The organism is Ruegeria sp. S84, from assembly GCF_056583445.1.
Genome location: NZ_CM152618.1, coordinates 1,785,270 through 1,798,985, shown reverse-complemented (window position 1 = coordinate 1,798,985; position 13,716 = coordinate 1,785,270). Strand labels below are relative to the sequence as shown.

Genomic DNA, 13,716 nt, shown 5'->3' with positions numbered 1-13,716 from the left:
AGAATATCATGACTTTTCCCGCGTTCATCGGCCGTTACGCTGTTGACCGTGAAATCGCGAGCGGTGGGTTCGCGGCGGTTGTCCTTGCGCGGGATGACGAGTTGGAGGTTCCGGTGACCCTCAAGATTCTGCACGCCAACCTTGCGACCAATGACAAAGTCATCACCCATTTTCTCGAAGAAGCCCGTCTGTTGCGGCGCATTCGATCTCCGCGCGTTGTCTCCGTGCATGACGTGGGGCGTTTGGAGGACGGGCGGCCCTATTTTGTCATGGACTACGCGGATCGCGGCACATTGGCCGACCGACTAAAGCGTCTAAGCCCCGCTGCTTTGGCCAAACGCGAAGGTGTGGAAATACTGATTGATGCAATGGCAGATGGCTTGTCTGCGGTTCACGACGCGAATGTCGTGCATCGGGACGTCAAACCCGCAAATGTCCTTCTGCAACGAGTGAAGCGGTCCAAAGACGATAACAGCACGACGGTTTCTGATGCTTTGGTCGGCCTAGACGAGAGGGTTTTTCTGGCGGATCTCGGTATTGCAAAGGATTTAGCGATCGGTGTGACCGGCGCGACCATGATGGCTGGGACACCGCTCTATCAAGCGCCAGAACAAGCTGAGCACGGGCAACCCGTGACGCCGATGACCGACATCTATTCGGCCAGCGCGCTGATGTGGCATGTCCTGACGGGAAAGGCGCCGCCGCCATTCCATCGCGTTACCGAGTATCTTTCCAGCCTGCCGGAAATGTGGCGCGATTGCATTGAGCACGGGATGGCAATGGACCCGCAGGCGCGTTTTCTGGATATGGTGTCCTGGCGCAGTGCAATGAATGATGCGTTGGATCGTGACCGGCGAGAGGCCGCATCCGAAGCGGTGACGCAGATATCGGAAAGTAGGGTGGAATGCCCCTACAAAGGGCTCGCCGCGTTCCAGCCAGAGGATTCCGACTATTTCTTTGGTCGCGAGGATCTTGTTGAGGAACTTGTGACCCGGCTTCAACAGAGCCGGATATTGGTTCTGGGTGGCTCATCCGGCAGTGGTAAATCATCCGTTCTGCGAGCAGGGCTGCTGCCAGCGATCGCTGCCAACGCGATATCCGGTAGCGAAAACTGGCGCGTTTGTGTTTTTACCCCCGGGCGCGATCCAATGACCGATTTGTACTTTCAACTCATCGGCGACAATTCTCACCTTACGGCTCAGGTCTCGCTCAACGACTTCATCGCCTATCCGAGTGCGGCGCGCCGTTTGGCCACCGCGAATGAAGGAGAGTTGTTGATCTGCATTGATCAGTTCGAAGAATTGTTCACGCTGGTCAAACAGGAACGCAGAAGCAAGTTCATCGAAGCTTTGTCAGCTATGACAGACCCCGCAGATAGCCGTGTTCGTATCGTGCTGACAATCCGTGCGGACTTTTATGCATCCTGTGCAGAGATACCGTGGCTTGCGGATCGAATCTCGGAAAACCAGTTTTTGGTCGGGCCGATGACACGGCCCGAGCTGCGCCGCGCAATCAGCGAACCGGCACATGCAGCTGGTTTGCACATGGACAGGTCCCTTATTGATGCGATCGTTGATGAGGCCGGGCGCGAAGCGGGTTCGCTCCCGCTGGTGGCGCATTCTCTGTATGAAACATGGAGCCGACGTAAAGGTGCGGTCATGTCTCTGGACGGCTACCGTCAGTCCGGTGGTGTCACAGGGGCAATCAGCCAGACAGCAGAGACACTTTTTACAGACGTTTTTGACAAAGTTCAGCAAGAGGCAACCCGGCGGCTATTCTTGCGTCTGGTTACGCCCGGCGAGGGGACTCCGGACACACGGCGGTTGTTGCCGATCGATGAGATCGAGCGCGACTCGGACCCGGACACAACGCGGCGGGTCGTTGAAGCTTTGACAGATGCGCGGTTGCTGACGCTGGATGACAAAAATGTTCAGATTGCGCATGAGGCGCTGCTGCGTACATGGCCGCGACTTAATTCATGGATCGAAGAAAGCCGCGATGATCTGCGCATGCGTCAGCGTATTCAGCATGACGCTGCAGAGTGGGATGTTGAAAATCGCGAGCCCGATTTACTTTATCGCGGCACAAGGTTGTTGTCGGCTGAAGAATGGTCGGTGAAGAACCAGAATATCCTCGGTGCGTTAGAGCGGGAATTTCTGGGCGCTGCACGAGACGCGCGTGACCAAGCGCAGGCAGCATCCAAGATGCGCCGGCGTCGGCGTCGGCGTATCAATCAAGTTGCCGTTGCTGCCCTCGCCTTGCTGGCCATTGGCGCAACGGTTTCGTCTTTCTTGGCTATCCGCGCGTCCAACCTTGCCGAAAGCAACAGACAGATGGCCGTTGCCGCAACAGCTGAAGCCAATGAAAGGTTCGCAAGGGCGCTAGGCGCTGCGGCGAACGGGTTATCGGATACAGATCCCTTGCTTGCCCTGTCACTCAGCGCCGAAGCGATTGTCCGAGCCGAAACTGCTGGTTCGACATCAGAAGCGAGGGCGGCGATGCTGATGGCTCGGCAAAATCTGGGTGAGGTTGGGCTTGTCCCAATGGGCAGCCCGTTTACGGTTGGTGACGCGCAGACGATGGCTATTGATGCATCCGGTACGCGTGTTGCGGTTGGATTGCGTGATGGGCGCATCGTGGTTCATAGGGCTGAATCCGGCGGAGCGGTTATTGCTGAACTGGTGGGGCACTCCGGTGGGATAAGGGATGTTGCATTCTCTCCCGATGGTGAGTTGCTGGTTTCAGCGGCAACGGATGGGGATGTCCGCCTTTGGAATGTTGGTTCGGCCAGATACGGCCCGATCACGACACTGTTCTCTGGCAATGACGTCGCATTTGGCGTGGCCTTTGATTCCACCGGCAAGCGTGTCGCGTCGGCGACCGGTGACGGGACCGTTCGCCTCTGGAACGTTTCCAATGGAATGCAAATTGGAGAGCCATTGGCGAAAATGCCGCTGGGCTTCAAAAAGGTCGCGTTTTCGCCCGTTTCAGAAGGACTTGTAGCCGGAAATGTCGATGGTGGCATATTCGGCTGGGTCGACGCAAAGGCTACGCCTGCATTTCCGCCGATACCGGGCGGTCCGCTGGGGCCTGACCCCGATCACCTGTCCTTCAGCCGCGACGGGAGAACATTCGCGGTATCCCATACGAATGGGAAGGTCACGACGATTGGTTTTCCGGATGGTTCTCCAATTGTTGATCGTTTTTCAGATAGTACCGATATCGTAGCAGCAGCATTTACCGCGCCGGACAATCTGCTGGTAGGGGCAGGGGCAGACGGAACGCTGCGATTGGAAAATTCAAACATGGAAAGTGTTGGCGACGTGGTGCAAGCGCACAGTCAGAGGGTTGTGGACCTTGAAGTCGCCCAAAATGCCCCGTTGCTGGCGACTTTGGGCCGGGATCAGCAGGTACGTCTCTGGCGGATTGGGATCGACCCCGGCGGCAAAGACACGCTTGTTTTGCAGAACGGGGCAAAGGCGCTGGGCATCGCTTATACGCCGGATGCAAAGTCTATAGCCATCGGTGACAGTGAGGGGAATATCTGGGTCTGGAAGATGGGGGCTTCCATGAAACCCATGCAGCTGAAGGGGCATGAAAGCCAGGTGTGGGCGATCTCTTTCTCGCTGGATGGCAAAACCATGGTGACTGGTGATCGCGAAGGCGGCTTGAAAATCTGGGACACGGCTGCCATGCGGCTGAAAAATCAACTCGATCTGGGGCAGGCTCCCGTCTGGTCGATCATGCCGGGGTCAGGTCCCGAGGTCTTTGTGGCGACAGGAGATGGAGTGCTGCAAATCGATATCTCAGACGCTGATTTGGTCAAGAGCTTTGCGCCAGCTGACATTCAGGCAAATCGTGTCGCCGTCTCTGAAGATGGCGGCATGCTGGCAGCGGCCTCGGTGGATGGTAAGGTCTATATTTGGTCGATTGGCGACGGTCAGTTGATCAGAGTGATTGAAGCTGATGACAACACGCTTTGGAGTGTTGCTTTCAGTCGTGATGGCGCACAGGCTGCAACTGCTTCCAGCGATGAGGTGGTCAAGGTGTGGGATGTTGAAACCGGCGAAGAGCTTGCCGCTTATGGTGGCCATAAGGGTGGGGCGACAGATGTTGCCTTTTTGGCGGATGAGGCAACCTTGGTGGCAATCGACCGATCTGGGGAACTGCATTGGTGGGATACCGCGACGCACCGTCGGCTCATGCCTGTCGAAAAGATCCATGCAGGCCCGACCTGGCGTATCGCGCTGGCACCTGACGGACATTCTTTTGCGACAACCAGCGAAGCCGGTGATGTTCGGGTTTGGGACAGGTTGAGCTTAGAGATCGCATGTGCGTTGGGCAGTCCAACCTTCGATGAAGGGCGCAGGGTTCAGTATTTAGGAAGCGATGAGCCAACAACGACCTGTGATGCCTTCGCAAATTGATCACATGGTGAGTATTGAAAAGCACCGGCGGGCGCTTGGATTTGAAGCGGAACTAAGCAGGCGTGATCAGATTATGGTCGGTTCACAACGAAATTCGGCATGATCTGCGCCTGTGTGATTGCGTCATCGACGTCATGCCCTGCGAAAAAACCGTACCCCGAAATCAGGGCCGAGGCGATTCCGGCAGCATGGGCCCCCAATATGTCGGTATGCAAGCTGTCACCAACCATAAGCACGCGAGTTTTATCGACCCGGCCAAGTCGCTTGAAAGCTAGGTCAAAAATATTCTCAAATGGTTTGCCGAAGAATTCGGGTACAACGCTGGTTCGATCGGCAAGACGGTGCGCGAACAGACCGGGTTCGTCTGAAAACCCGTGCTCGCGTGGTGCGACTATGTCCGGATTTCCAACCAATACCGGACGCGGGCGTTTTAGCAGGGCTGCTTCCAAATGAGCCTGACGTGCCTCGGACCAGACGGCTGAGCCGATCATCAGAAACCCCTCAACCGAGTCATAGGGCTCGGGATCGTCATCGAGATAAGTCAGGTTCAAATCTTCCAGATCGCGAAGGCCGGTGCTGGGTGTTGCCATCAAACCCCAATGCAGCGCGCGTTGACCGCCCAGCTCTGCCAGCAGTGTTGCGCGGCTTGTGATGATATCCTCTGACGCAAAATCATATCCCAGCCGGGCGTATTTCTCGACGAGCGCCGCATGAGGGTGACCAGCTGCATTCGAGACGACCAGAAGGCGTTTACCCATGGCTCTAAGCTGATCAATCCGCGCGGCTGTACCGGGAATTGCAGTCTCGCCGATATTGAGGACACCGAACGCATCCAGAAGGAATACATCGAAGCCTTCAGCAATATCCATCAAAGTGTTCGCATGCTGATAGGATTGAACAGCTGGTTCAGCAGCCGGAAGTCGATGCCGAACGGCCTCGTAGGCGTCGAAAGCCTCTTGGGTCGTGAAGCGGCTCAAATAATTGCCCCTCGTACTTTGGCAGACACCCATTCGCTGATCATGACGGCAATCAGAATGACGATCAGGATAAGGCTGACCTGCGGCCATGCGAGAACGTTCAGCGACGCCGACAATTGCAGCCCGATGCCGCCTGCGCCCACAAGGCCAAGAACCGTAGACTCGCGAATATTGATGTCCCAGCGGAATACGGCGATCCCGGCAAAGGCGGGCAATATTTGCGGGACGATTCCATAGGCCATGACCTGCCAGCGGGATGCGCCGGTGGCGGTGATGGCTTCGACTTGGGTGTGATCAATTTCCTCGATGGCTTCATAGAGAAGCTTGGCGCAGAAGCCGATCGAACGAATGGCAATGGCGATAACACCTGCGAACACTCCGGGACCAATGATTGCGATTAACAAAAGCGCCCAGATCAACGAGTTGATCGAGCGGGTTGAGACGATGATCAGTAACGCGATGGGGCGGATGAACACGGCCGACGGCGTGGTGTTGCGGGCGGCCAGAAAGGCGACCGGTACGGCAAGGAACAGCGCAATGATCGTACCAAGTGTGGCGATGTTCAGCGTGTCCCAGATCGGGCGGCCTAACTGCGTGATGTAATCCCACTTTGGTGGTGTCGCGCGGGTCCAGATATCGTTCGCGATCCGGGGTGCGTCCCACACAAAGAACCATGTCGTCGAGGCCGAGATGATCTGCCAGCAGTAGACAAAGACCGCCACACCCAACAGCCAGCAAAACCAACGCAAAAGGCTTTGACCGGTCGTGCGTCTGCGCCAGATTTGCGTACCTTCATGTTCAAGCACTGGCATTACTGGACCCTCGCGCGGATGATACCCGAGAGGTATTCGAGCGCCATGACGATCCCGATGATCAGGATCAGAATGGCTGCCGCAGTGTCATACTCATAACGGTCAAACGCCGTATTCAGCGTGGCCCCAATGCCGCCGGCCCCCACAAGCCCAAGAATTGCACTTTCGCGAAAGTTGATATCGATCCTGTAAATCGACAGCCCGACCAGTCGCGGCATGACCTGTGGCTGCACGCCGTAGTTGATCCATTGCATCCATCGCGCGCCCGAGGCTTTGATCGCCTCGGCCTGCACTTTGTCCATGGCCTCGATGTCTTCGGCCAAGAGCTTGGACAGGAAACCGATAGTGGCGAAGGACAGTGTCAGGAAGCCGGCCAAAGGTCCGAACCCAAAGATGGCAACCAGAAGAATGGCGACGATGATCTCTTGCAGGGCGCGGCTGATCGCAACAATGCCTCGGCAGATCACATAGACCGGGAGAGGCGCAATATTGCGTGCAGCGCCCAGTCCGATCGGGATCGATATCAGGATGCCCACCACCGACGCTGCAACCGTCATCACGATGCTCTCAAGAAGACCGCTCCAGATATCGCTCCAGCGCGATATGAAATCCGGGCTTGTGAAAGCAAGGACAAAAGCCCAACCGCGATCCAAGCCTTCATAAACCCGGCCCCAATCCACCTCGATGGTCATAAATGCCGCAATCAGATAGGCGACGAATCCAACGATCAAGGTCCAGCGCAGTAAGGCGTTTTTGACGAAGGCCGGTTTCCGCCAGCCTTTGCCCAGCAGGTCATCAAGTTCGGGATGGCTCATTCCGCGGCCTCGATCTCTTCGTCGTCTTCAACTTTCTCTATGGTCGCTTCCCAGTCTTCTTCGCCATAGATTTCGGTCAACTTGTCAGGCGTAAGCCCAGAGGGGAGGCCGTCAAATACGATTTCACCAAAGCGTAGGCCAACGACGCGCGGTACGAACATTTGCGCAAGGGCCACGTCATGAATGTTGATTATCGCGGCTAATCCGCGTTCCTGACACAGCTCGGTAATCAAGCGCATGATCTGACGGCTGGTTTTTGGGTCCAGTGAGGCGGTTGGTTCATCGACCAGCAGAAGCTTGGGATTTTGGATTAGCGCCCGGCATATTCCAACCCGCTGACGCTGACCACCTGACAGTTCGTCCGCTCGTTTGTCGGCCATATGCAACAGACCCACGCGATCCAGCAGGCGGAATGCTTCATCCACGTCAGACTGGGGGTAACGTCGCAGGAAGCTCCGCCAAAACCCAACATATCCCAGCCGTCCCGACAGTACATTTTCCATGACGGTCAGGCGTTCAACCAGTGCGTATTCCTGAAAGATCATCCCCATTTCACGACGTGCTTTCCGCAGCGCTCCCGAGCCGAGTTTGACCAGGTCCACGTCGTCCAGCAGAACCTCGCCACTCGTGGGTTCAACCAAACGGTTAATGCAGCGGATCATGGTGGATTTGCCAGCACCAGAAGGCCCGATCAGCGCCAGAACCTGGCCCTTTGGCACATCTAGATCGATCGCCTTCAGGGCCTGATCGCCGGTTTTATAAGTTTTTGTAAGCTTTTGAAGCCGCAGCATTTACGCCCCCGGTTCGGGTGGTAACGGGCCCCGCAGGGCCCGTTGGATGTAGTATCGATTACTGGCAGGCGTAGGAAACGCCGTTGGCCGCGTCGATCTTGCGGATGACGTCCCAGAACTCCTGATAGGTCATCTCAAGGAACTGACCTTCATTCGATTTCGAGAACTCAGCCTCAAGCGTCGTTCCCTCCCAGTCGAAGCTGAAGAAGGCATTGCGGATCTTCTCCTGCAGTTCCGGCGTCAGGTTGTACACGGTTCCAAAGCCTGTCGTCGGGAAGGTCTGCGACTTGTAGATCGTGATGACGTCGTCTTCGTTGATCACATCGCGCGAGATCATCCGCGATTTGACCGAATTAGCGATCGAGGCAGCCAGATAGTCCTTATTGGCGACACCCAAGATCGAGTTGTCGTGTTTGCCCGAATAAACCGGCTCAAAATCGCGTTCGGGTAGCAGATCAAAGTCGCTTTTCAGGATCGCTGACGGCGCTTTGAAGCCCGAGTTCGAAGTAGGAGAAGTAAAGGCCAATTGCTTGCCCTTGATATCCTCAACCTTTTCGATGCCTGAACCGGGATAGGTGATGATCTCCATCTCGTATCCGAAGTTTCCGTCTTTCGACGCCATGATCGTGAAGGGTCGGAAACCAGCACAGTTCACGGCCAACGGGTTTGAACCGGTATTGAAGCCCGCAATATGCAGACGCCCCGAACGCATGGCCTCAATCTGGGCCGCGTTGTTCTGAACTGGAAAGAAAACAACGTCTTTGCCAGTTTCCGCTTTCAGATGATCAAGAAAGTCCGACCAAGCAGTTTTGTATACGGCAGGGTCTTCAACCGGGGTGTAGGCAAAGATCAGAGTATCAGGATCAATCTGATCGGCAGGATCAGCGGGGATATCCGCGATCAGATCGCCATCGGCATCGCAGAACCGCGCATCCAGATCACCGCGCGGGCAGTCTTGCGCCGAAGCCGTGCCCGACAGTGACAAGAGCGCGATTGCGGAAGCTCCGATCAGTAGTTTGATATCAAATTTCATTTCTTCCTCCCAGTCATGCGTGGCTTTTCTGTCCACGGTTTGTCGTTCTTTGCAAGGACTGCTCAGCGACAAGAATCTTCACCCCGGCGTCGTTGATCGCGCCAAGCAAATCCCCTGTTGGTTTGGTATCAGTTACGATTGAATTCAGCCCGTCAAGGTCGCCCACACGGGTCAAACCTTTGCGGTCGAATTTCTCGGACCCGATCAGAAGATGTCGCGTCGCGGCGCGTGCCAGCATCATCCGTTTGACGGTTGCGAAACCGCGCACGGTTTCTGACGGCCCTTCTTCTGACAGGCCGGACGCGCCAATCATGCAGCGATCGACGTTGAAACGAGACAGGAAATCCAGTGTATCTGTCCCGATCGTGGCGGACTCGGCGGTCAGATATTCGCCTGGGCATAAAATGACTTCAACGGGTGCGTGACCAAGGGTCATGGCCACCGGTATCGAATTCGTAATTGCCGTGCAGTGAATGCCCCGATACGCCAACATACGGGCCATCTCGATCGTGGTTGAGCCGGAATCGATCATCACCGTCTCGCCTTCCTGAATCAGGTCAGCTGCGCATTTGCCGATCTTTTCACGCTCATCAAGGCGGGCGTGGGTGCGCTCATCCAGACTTGGATAACGTCCTTGTATCGGGGCAGAGGCACCGCCATGCGCCCGCGAGATCAGCCCATCATCGGCCAGGGCATCAAAATCCCTGCGCACCGTTTCCGCCGAAACATTGAAACGCTGCGCCAATTCGCTGATCCGGACGTGCGGGCGAAGCTTCAACTCCAACAATATCTCACGGCGGCGGTCGGATTTCTTGAACCGACTCTGGCCCTTGTTGGTTTTCTTATCGCGCGTTTCCGCTTTGGGCATCTGGCAATCCGACTCGGTTTCAATCTCACTTTTGTGGCGTTTCAGTCGTTTTGCAACAATTTCTGTTGCAAAGCCCACGATTCATTGTGAGACTTCAAAGAACTGTTTCTATTTCGAGGCGTAGCAATCGAAGTGCACCGGCGTTCTGGATGTAGCCACCTTGTTCAACAGCACGTATGTGTTGCCATTGCCCTTTGCGTAGTGCCAGAGCCAAGAGCGCGCGCATGAGCAAGACCGAATTCACAGATCAGATCGGTGCGCTTCCAGTGCGATGGGACAAGTCCGACAAGCTGCGGGTTCTCATGGTCACTTCGCGTGACCGGGGGCGGTGGGTCATCCCCAAAGGTTGGATGATGGATGGTAAGAAGCCTTGGCATGCCGCTGAAATCGAAGCTTTGGAAGAGGCCGGAGCGGTTGGCTTTATCTCCAAGAAATCGATCGGGTGCTTTCACTATGACAAGCGATACGAGGGTAAAAGCAGCGTGCCTTGCCGCGTAACGCTTTATCCGTTGATTGTGGAACGGCTCAAACGCCGTTGGAAGGAACGCGACGAACGCAAGCGCCACTGGTTCTCACCTGCCAAGGCCGCAAAGCTTGTCGAAGAGAAAGAACTGGCGCGTTTGTTAAAGAGCCTGTCAGATAATCAAGAGACGTTGGCTGTTATCGAAAAATTGCGAAAGGCCGCATGAGGAAGGGCATATAAGAGCCGGGAAATCCGGACGCAGTGAACTTAAAGGGAGAGAAATCAATGAAGAAATTTACATCCACAACGTTGGGATCGCTTATTGCCCTTGCCGCATCGATGTCAGCGGCACAGGCTGACAAGTTGACACTTTATTGTTCTGCGCAAGAGGATTGGTGCCAGCTTATGGCGCGCAGTTTCGAAGATGCGACTGGCATTGACGTCAATATGACCCGTAAATCCTCAGGTGAGACATTTGCTCAGATCCGTGCAGAAAGCTCCAACCCCAAGGGTGATGTCTGGTGGGGCGGAACGGGTGATCCGCATCTGCAGGCCGCAGAAGAGGGCTTGACGATGGAATACATGTCGCCGATGCGTGACCAGCTTCATGATTGGGCGATTTCTCAGGCGGAAAGCGCTGGTAACAAGACCATCGGCATCTATTCAGGTGCGCTTGGTTACGGCTACAATGCCGATCTTGTCGCCGCGAACAACCTTCCCGAACCTGCTTGCTGGAAGGACCTTCTGAAGCCCGAGTACAAGGGGCACGTTCAGATGGCGAACCCGAACTCATCAGGTACGGCCTACACGACTCTGGCCTCGATGGTGCAAATCTTCGGCGAGGACGAAGGATTTGAGTTCATGAAGGGGCTACATTCGAACATCAACCAATACACCAAATCGGGCTCGGCACCGATCAAGGCTGCTGGTCGAGGCGAGAATACAATTGGTATCGTTTTCATGCATGACGCAGTAAAGCAGGCGGTATCGGGTTTCCCGATCAAAGTCGTCGCGCCATGTGAAGGTACTGGTTACGAAATCGGTTCGATGTCGATCATCGAAGGCGCGCGCAACGAAGATGAGGCCAAGAAGTTCTATGACTGGGCATTGTCGCCCGAGGCGCAGAACCTCGCCCTTCAGGTAAATGCCTTCCAAGTGCCGTCAAACAAAGGTGCTGAAACTTCGGAAAGCGCGCCTGACATGAGCCAGATCAAGCTGATCGACTATGACTTCAAGAAATACGGCTCGTCGGATGAGCGCAAGCGCTTGCTGCAGAAATGGGACGAAGAGGTTTCGGTACTGCCGCAGTAAATGACTGACGACACGACAAAAACGACCCATCCGGTTCTGATCTTCTGGGTCATCGCCGGGTGGGTCGGATTCTGCCTGCTGCCGTGGTACATGGTTGACGGTGGCCTGTGGTCGTTCGAGTGGCTGCTGGACGGCTACCCTTTCGACGAAGATTATGCGCCTGCTGCCTTTCTAATTGGGCAGGGTGAAAAGCTGTGGCTTGCGCCGCTTCTTATCGCTCTTCTGCTGCCGCTTTTGGTATTGAGGCGCGCCAAATCAGATCCGCTTTATGCGCGCATTCTGATCCTGTCAGGGGCGCTGGGCTTCGGCTGGCTAATCGCACAAGGCTTTAGCATCGGAATCCGAGGCTACAATTTCGATTGGTTGGAGTCGGTGTTTGGAGAACTCGGGGACCGGCAGTTCGGCATGGGTTATGGCGCGATGATCTGCGCGTCGAGTTTTCTGTTCCTGCTGACCCAAGGTGTTGCTGCGCGCGGGGCGATTAACGGAGACGTCTTCGTCGTCAGCGCCATCGGCGGTGTGATCACCATCGTTACCGCTTTTGTATTCTTTCCCATCGCCAAGATGCTGTTCGCTGCCTTTGTGACGGAAGAAGGCGCGTACTCCATCGCAGTGTTCTTCTCGAAATTCTTTGACGACCGGCTATGGGGGTTGGGTTGTTTCTGGGGTGCGCGATGCGGGGCGGCATGGAACTCACTGTTTCTGGCCATCCTCGTCGGCTTCATCACCACTGCGCTCGGCTTGTGCTTTGCGCTTGTCGTGACCCGCTCGGGCTTTCGGTACAAGCGTGCGTTGCGCGCACTGACGGTTCTGCCGATTATCACGCCACCGTTCGTGATCGGCCTAGCGCTGATCCTGCTGTTTGGATTGTCGGGTTCAGTAACGCAGTTCTTTGCCGAATTATTCGGCACCCAACCCACTCGCTGGCTGTATGGCATGCCGGGTGTTCTGATTGCGCAGACGTTGGCATTTACACCCATCGCCTTCCTTGTGCTGATTGGCGTCGTTGAAGGGGTGTCTCCCTCGATGGAAGAAGCGGCCCAGACATTGCGCGCGAATAGATGGCAGACGTTCAAAACCGTGTCCCTGCCGCTGATGCGCCCGGGCCTCGCCAATGCTTTCCTTTTGGGCTTCATCGAAAGCATGGCCGATTTCGGCAACCCACTTGTGCTGGGTGGCAATTTTGACGTGCTATCGACCGAGATATTCTTTGCCATCGTGGGCGCCCAGTACGATCAAGGCCGCGCTGCGGTTCTGGCCATGGTGCTTCTGTTCTTCACGCTTTCAGCCTTCTACGCGCAGCGAGCCTGGCTGGGTAAGAAAAGCTACACCACAGTCACGGGCAAAGGTGACGCTGGCGTACATCCATTGATGCCAACCGGCCTTTCCATCCCGGTGCTAACCGTCGCCCTTGGCTGGGCCGTGTTTACCATCGTCGTCTACGCCATGATCGTCTACGGCAGCGTGGTTGAACTGTGGGGAGTCAATAATTCCCTGACGTTCAAGCACTACGTCACTGCCTTCTCGGTTCGGTTCGAGTCGGAAGGAATTCGCTGGACAGGGGCCGCATGGGACAGTTTCTGGACCACCATAACAATCGCCGCAATCGCCGCGCCGCTTACGGCTGCAGTTGGGCTCGTGACGGCCTATCTACTAACCCGGCAGAGTTTCGCAGGCAAAGACGCTTTTGAGTTCGGCACCATGCTGTCCTTTGCCATCCCCGGTACCGTGATCGGTGTCAGCTACATTCTCGCCTTCAACGTGCCACCGATCGAGATCACGGGCACGGGTGTCATCCTTGTTGTCAGTTTCATCTTCCGCAATATGCCGGTCGGTGTCCGAGCCGGCATCGCCAGCATGTCGCAACTGGATCGCAGTCTTGACGAGTCATCTCTGACCCTCGGGGCAAATTCGTGGCAGACTTTCCGGCGGATCATCCTACCACTACTGCGCCCGGCAATTCTTGCGGCGCTTGTGTACAGCTTCGTGCGGGCCATGACGGCGATTTCGGCCGTGATCTTTCTGGTCAGCGCGGAATATGACATGGCGACCAGCTATATCATCGGGCGGGTCGAGAATAACGACTATGGTCTCGCCATCGCCTATTCCACCACACTGATCTTTGTGATGCTGTCAGTGGTTGCCCTGATGCAGCTGATCGTGGGTCGGACCAAGATCGGGCGACGAATGACGCAGTCGCGGACCAATGTTTAGGAGAG

The 13,716-nt window shown here is 55.9% G+C and carries 10 protein-coding genes; 4 read left to right on the top strand and 6 right to left on the bottom strand.

What is annotated here, in order from left to right:
- The first annotated feature begins 8 nt into the window (after positions 1 to 8).
- A complete protein-coding gene (locus AC1DFB_RS09080; RefSeq protein WP_480922550.1) occupies positions 9 to 4,427 on the top strand; it encodes a WD40 repeat domain-containing serine/threonine protein kinase in 4,419 nt (1,472 codons plus the stop codon).
- 71 nt (positions 4,428 to 4,498) lie between these two features.
- Here the strand turns inward: AC1DFB_RS09080 and AC1DFB_RS09075 are convergent, their stop codons facing one another.
- The 6 genes from AC1DFB_RS09075 to AC1DFB_RS09050 are packed head-to-tail and all read right to left on the bottom strand — an operon-like array spanning position 4,499 to position 9,723.
- Positions 4,499 to 5,404: an HAD-IIA family hydrolase gene (locus tag AC1DFB_RS09075; RefSeq protein ID WP_480922549.1), complete on the bottom strand. Its 906-nt coding sequence runs from the start codon at positions 5,402 to 5,404 to the stop codon at positions 4,499 to 4,501.
- A complete protein-coding gene (gene phnE / locus AC1DFB_RS09070; protein WP_480922548.1) occupies positions 5,401 to 6,216 on the bottom strand; it encodes a phosphonate ABC transporter, permease protein PhnE in 816 nt (271 codons plus the stop codon). The genes AC1DFB_RS09075 and phnE (AC1DFB_RS09070) overlap by 4 nt, the downstream gene beginning before the upstream one ends.
- The gene (gene phnE, locus AC1DFB_RS09065; RefSeq protein WP_480922547.1) at positions 6,216 to 7,031 is read right to left on the bottom strand and encodes a phosphonate ABC transporter, permease protein PhnE; all 816 of its coding nucleotides are present in this window, start codon (positions 7,029 to 7,031) and stop codon (positions 6,216 to 6,218) included. Before phnE (AC1DFB_RS09065) ends, phnE (AC1DFB_RS09070) begins: the two co-directional genes overlap by 1 nt.
- Positions 7,028 to 7,822, bottom strand: coding sequence for a phosphonate ABC transporter ATP-binding protein (gene phnC / locus AC1DFB_RS09060; protein ID WP_170403402.1), 795 nt, complete (start codon positions 7,820 to 7,822; stop codon positions 7,028 to 7,030). Before phnC ends, phnE (AC1DFB_RS09065) begins: the two co-directional genes overlap by 4 nt.
- Positions 7,823 to 7,880: 58 nt before the next feature.
- Entirely contained in the window at positions 7,881 to 8,855 is a 975-nt protein-coding gene (gene phnD, locus AC1DFB_RS09055) for a phosphate/phosphite/phosphonate ABC transporter substrate-binding protein (protein WP_170396240.1), read from the bottom strand.
- Between the two features lie 13 nt (positions 8,856 to 8,868).
- Positions 8,869 to 9,723, bottom strand: coding sequence for a DeoR/GlpR family DNA-binding transcription regulator (locus tag AC1DFB_RS09050; RefSeq protein ID WP_170403399.1), 855 nt, complete (start codon positions 9,721 to 9,723; stop codon positions 8,869 to 8,871).
- 224 nt (positions 9,724 to 9,947) lie between these two features.
- On the opposite strand from AC1DFB_RS09050, the gene AC1DFB_RS09045 reads away from it, so the two are divergent.
- From AC1DFB_RS09045 to AC1DFB_RS09035, 3 genes are read left to right on the top strand one after another with little or no spacing between them, the layout of a single operon-like run.
- On the top strand, positions 9,948 to 10,412 hold the full coding sequence (locus tag AC1DFB_RS09045) for an NUDIX hydrolase (RefSeq protein ID WP_170396245.1): 465 nt from the start codon (positions 9,948 to 9,950) through the stop codon (positions 10,410 to 10,412).
- Between the two features lie 59 nt (positions 10,413 to 10,471).
- The gene (locus AC1DFB_RS09040) at positions 10,472 to 11,497 is read left to right on the top strand and encodes an ABC transporter substrate-binding protein (protein WP_170422361.1); all 1,026 of its coding nucleotides are present in this window, start codon (positions 10,472 to 10,474) and stop codon (positions 11,495 to 11,497) included.
- Positions 11,498 to 13,711: an ABC transporter permease gene (locus AC1DFB_RS09035; RefSeq protein WP_480922546.1), complete on the top strand. Its 2,214-nt coding sequence runs from the start codon at positions 11,498 to 11,500 to the stop codon at positions 13,709 to 13,711.
- The last annotated feature ends 5 nt before the right edge of the window (positions 13,712 to 13,716 follow it).

Coding starts and splice junctions, on each gene's coding strand:
- AC1DFB_RS09080 (WP_480922550.1), top strand. CDS start 9: ATGACTTTTCCCGCGTTCATCGGCCGTTACGCTGTTGACCGTGAAATC.
- phnE (WP_480922548.1), bottom strand. CDS start 6,216: ATGCCAGTGCTTGAACATGAAGGTACGCAAATCTGGCGCAGACGCACG.
- phnE (WP_480922547.1), bottom strand. CDS start 7,031: ATGAGCCATCCCGAACTTGATGACCTGCTGGGCAAAGGCTGGCGGAAA.
- phnC (WP_170403402.1), bottom strand. CDS start 7,822: ATGCTGCGGCTTCAAAAGCTTACAAAAACTTATAAAACCGGCGATCAG.
- phnD (WP_170396240.1), bottom strand. CDS start 8,855: ATGAAATTTGATATCAAACTACTGATCGGAGCTTCCGCAATCGCGCTC.
- AC1DFB_RS09050 (WP_170403399.1), bottom strand. CDS start 9,723: ATGCCCAAAGCGGAAACGCGCGATAAGAAAACCAACAAGGGCCAGAGT.
- AC1DFB_RS09045 (WP_170396245.1), top strand. CDS start 9,948: ATGAGCAAGACCGAATTCACAGATCAGATCGGTGCGCTTCCAGTGCGA.
- AC1DFB_RS09040 (WP_170422361.1), top strand. CDS start 10,472: ATGAAGAAATTTACATCCACAACGTTGGGATCGCTTATTGCCCTTGCC.
- AC1DFB_RS09035 (WP_480922546.1), top strand. CDS start 11,498: ATGACTGACGACACGACAAAAACGACCCATCCGGTTCTGATCTTCTGG.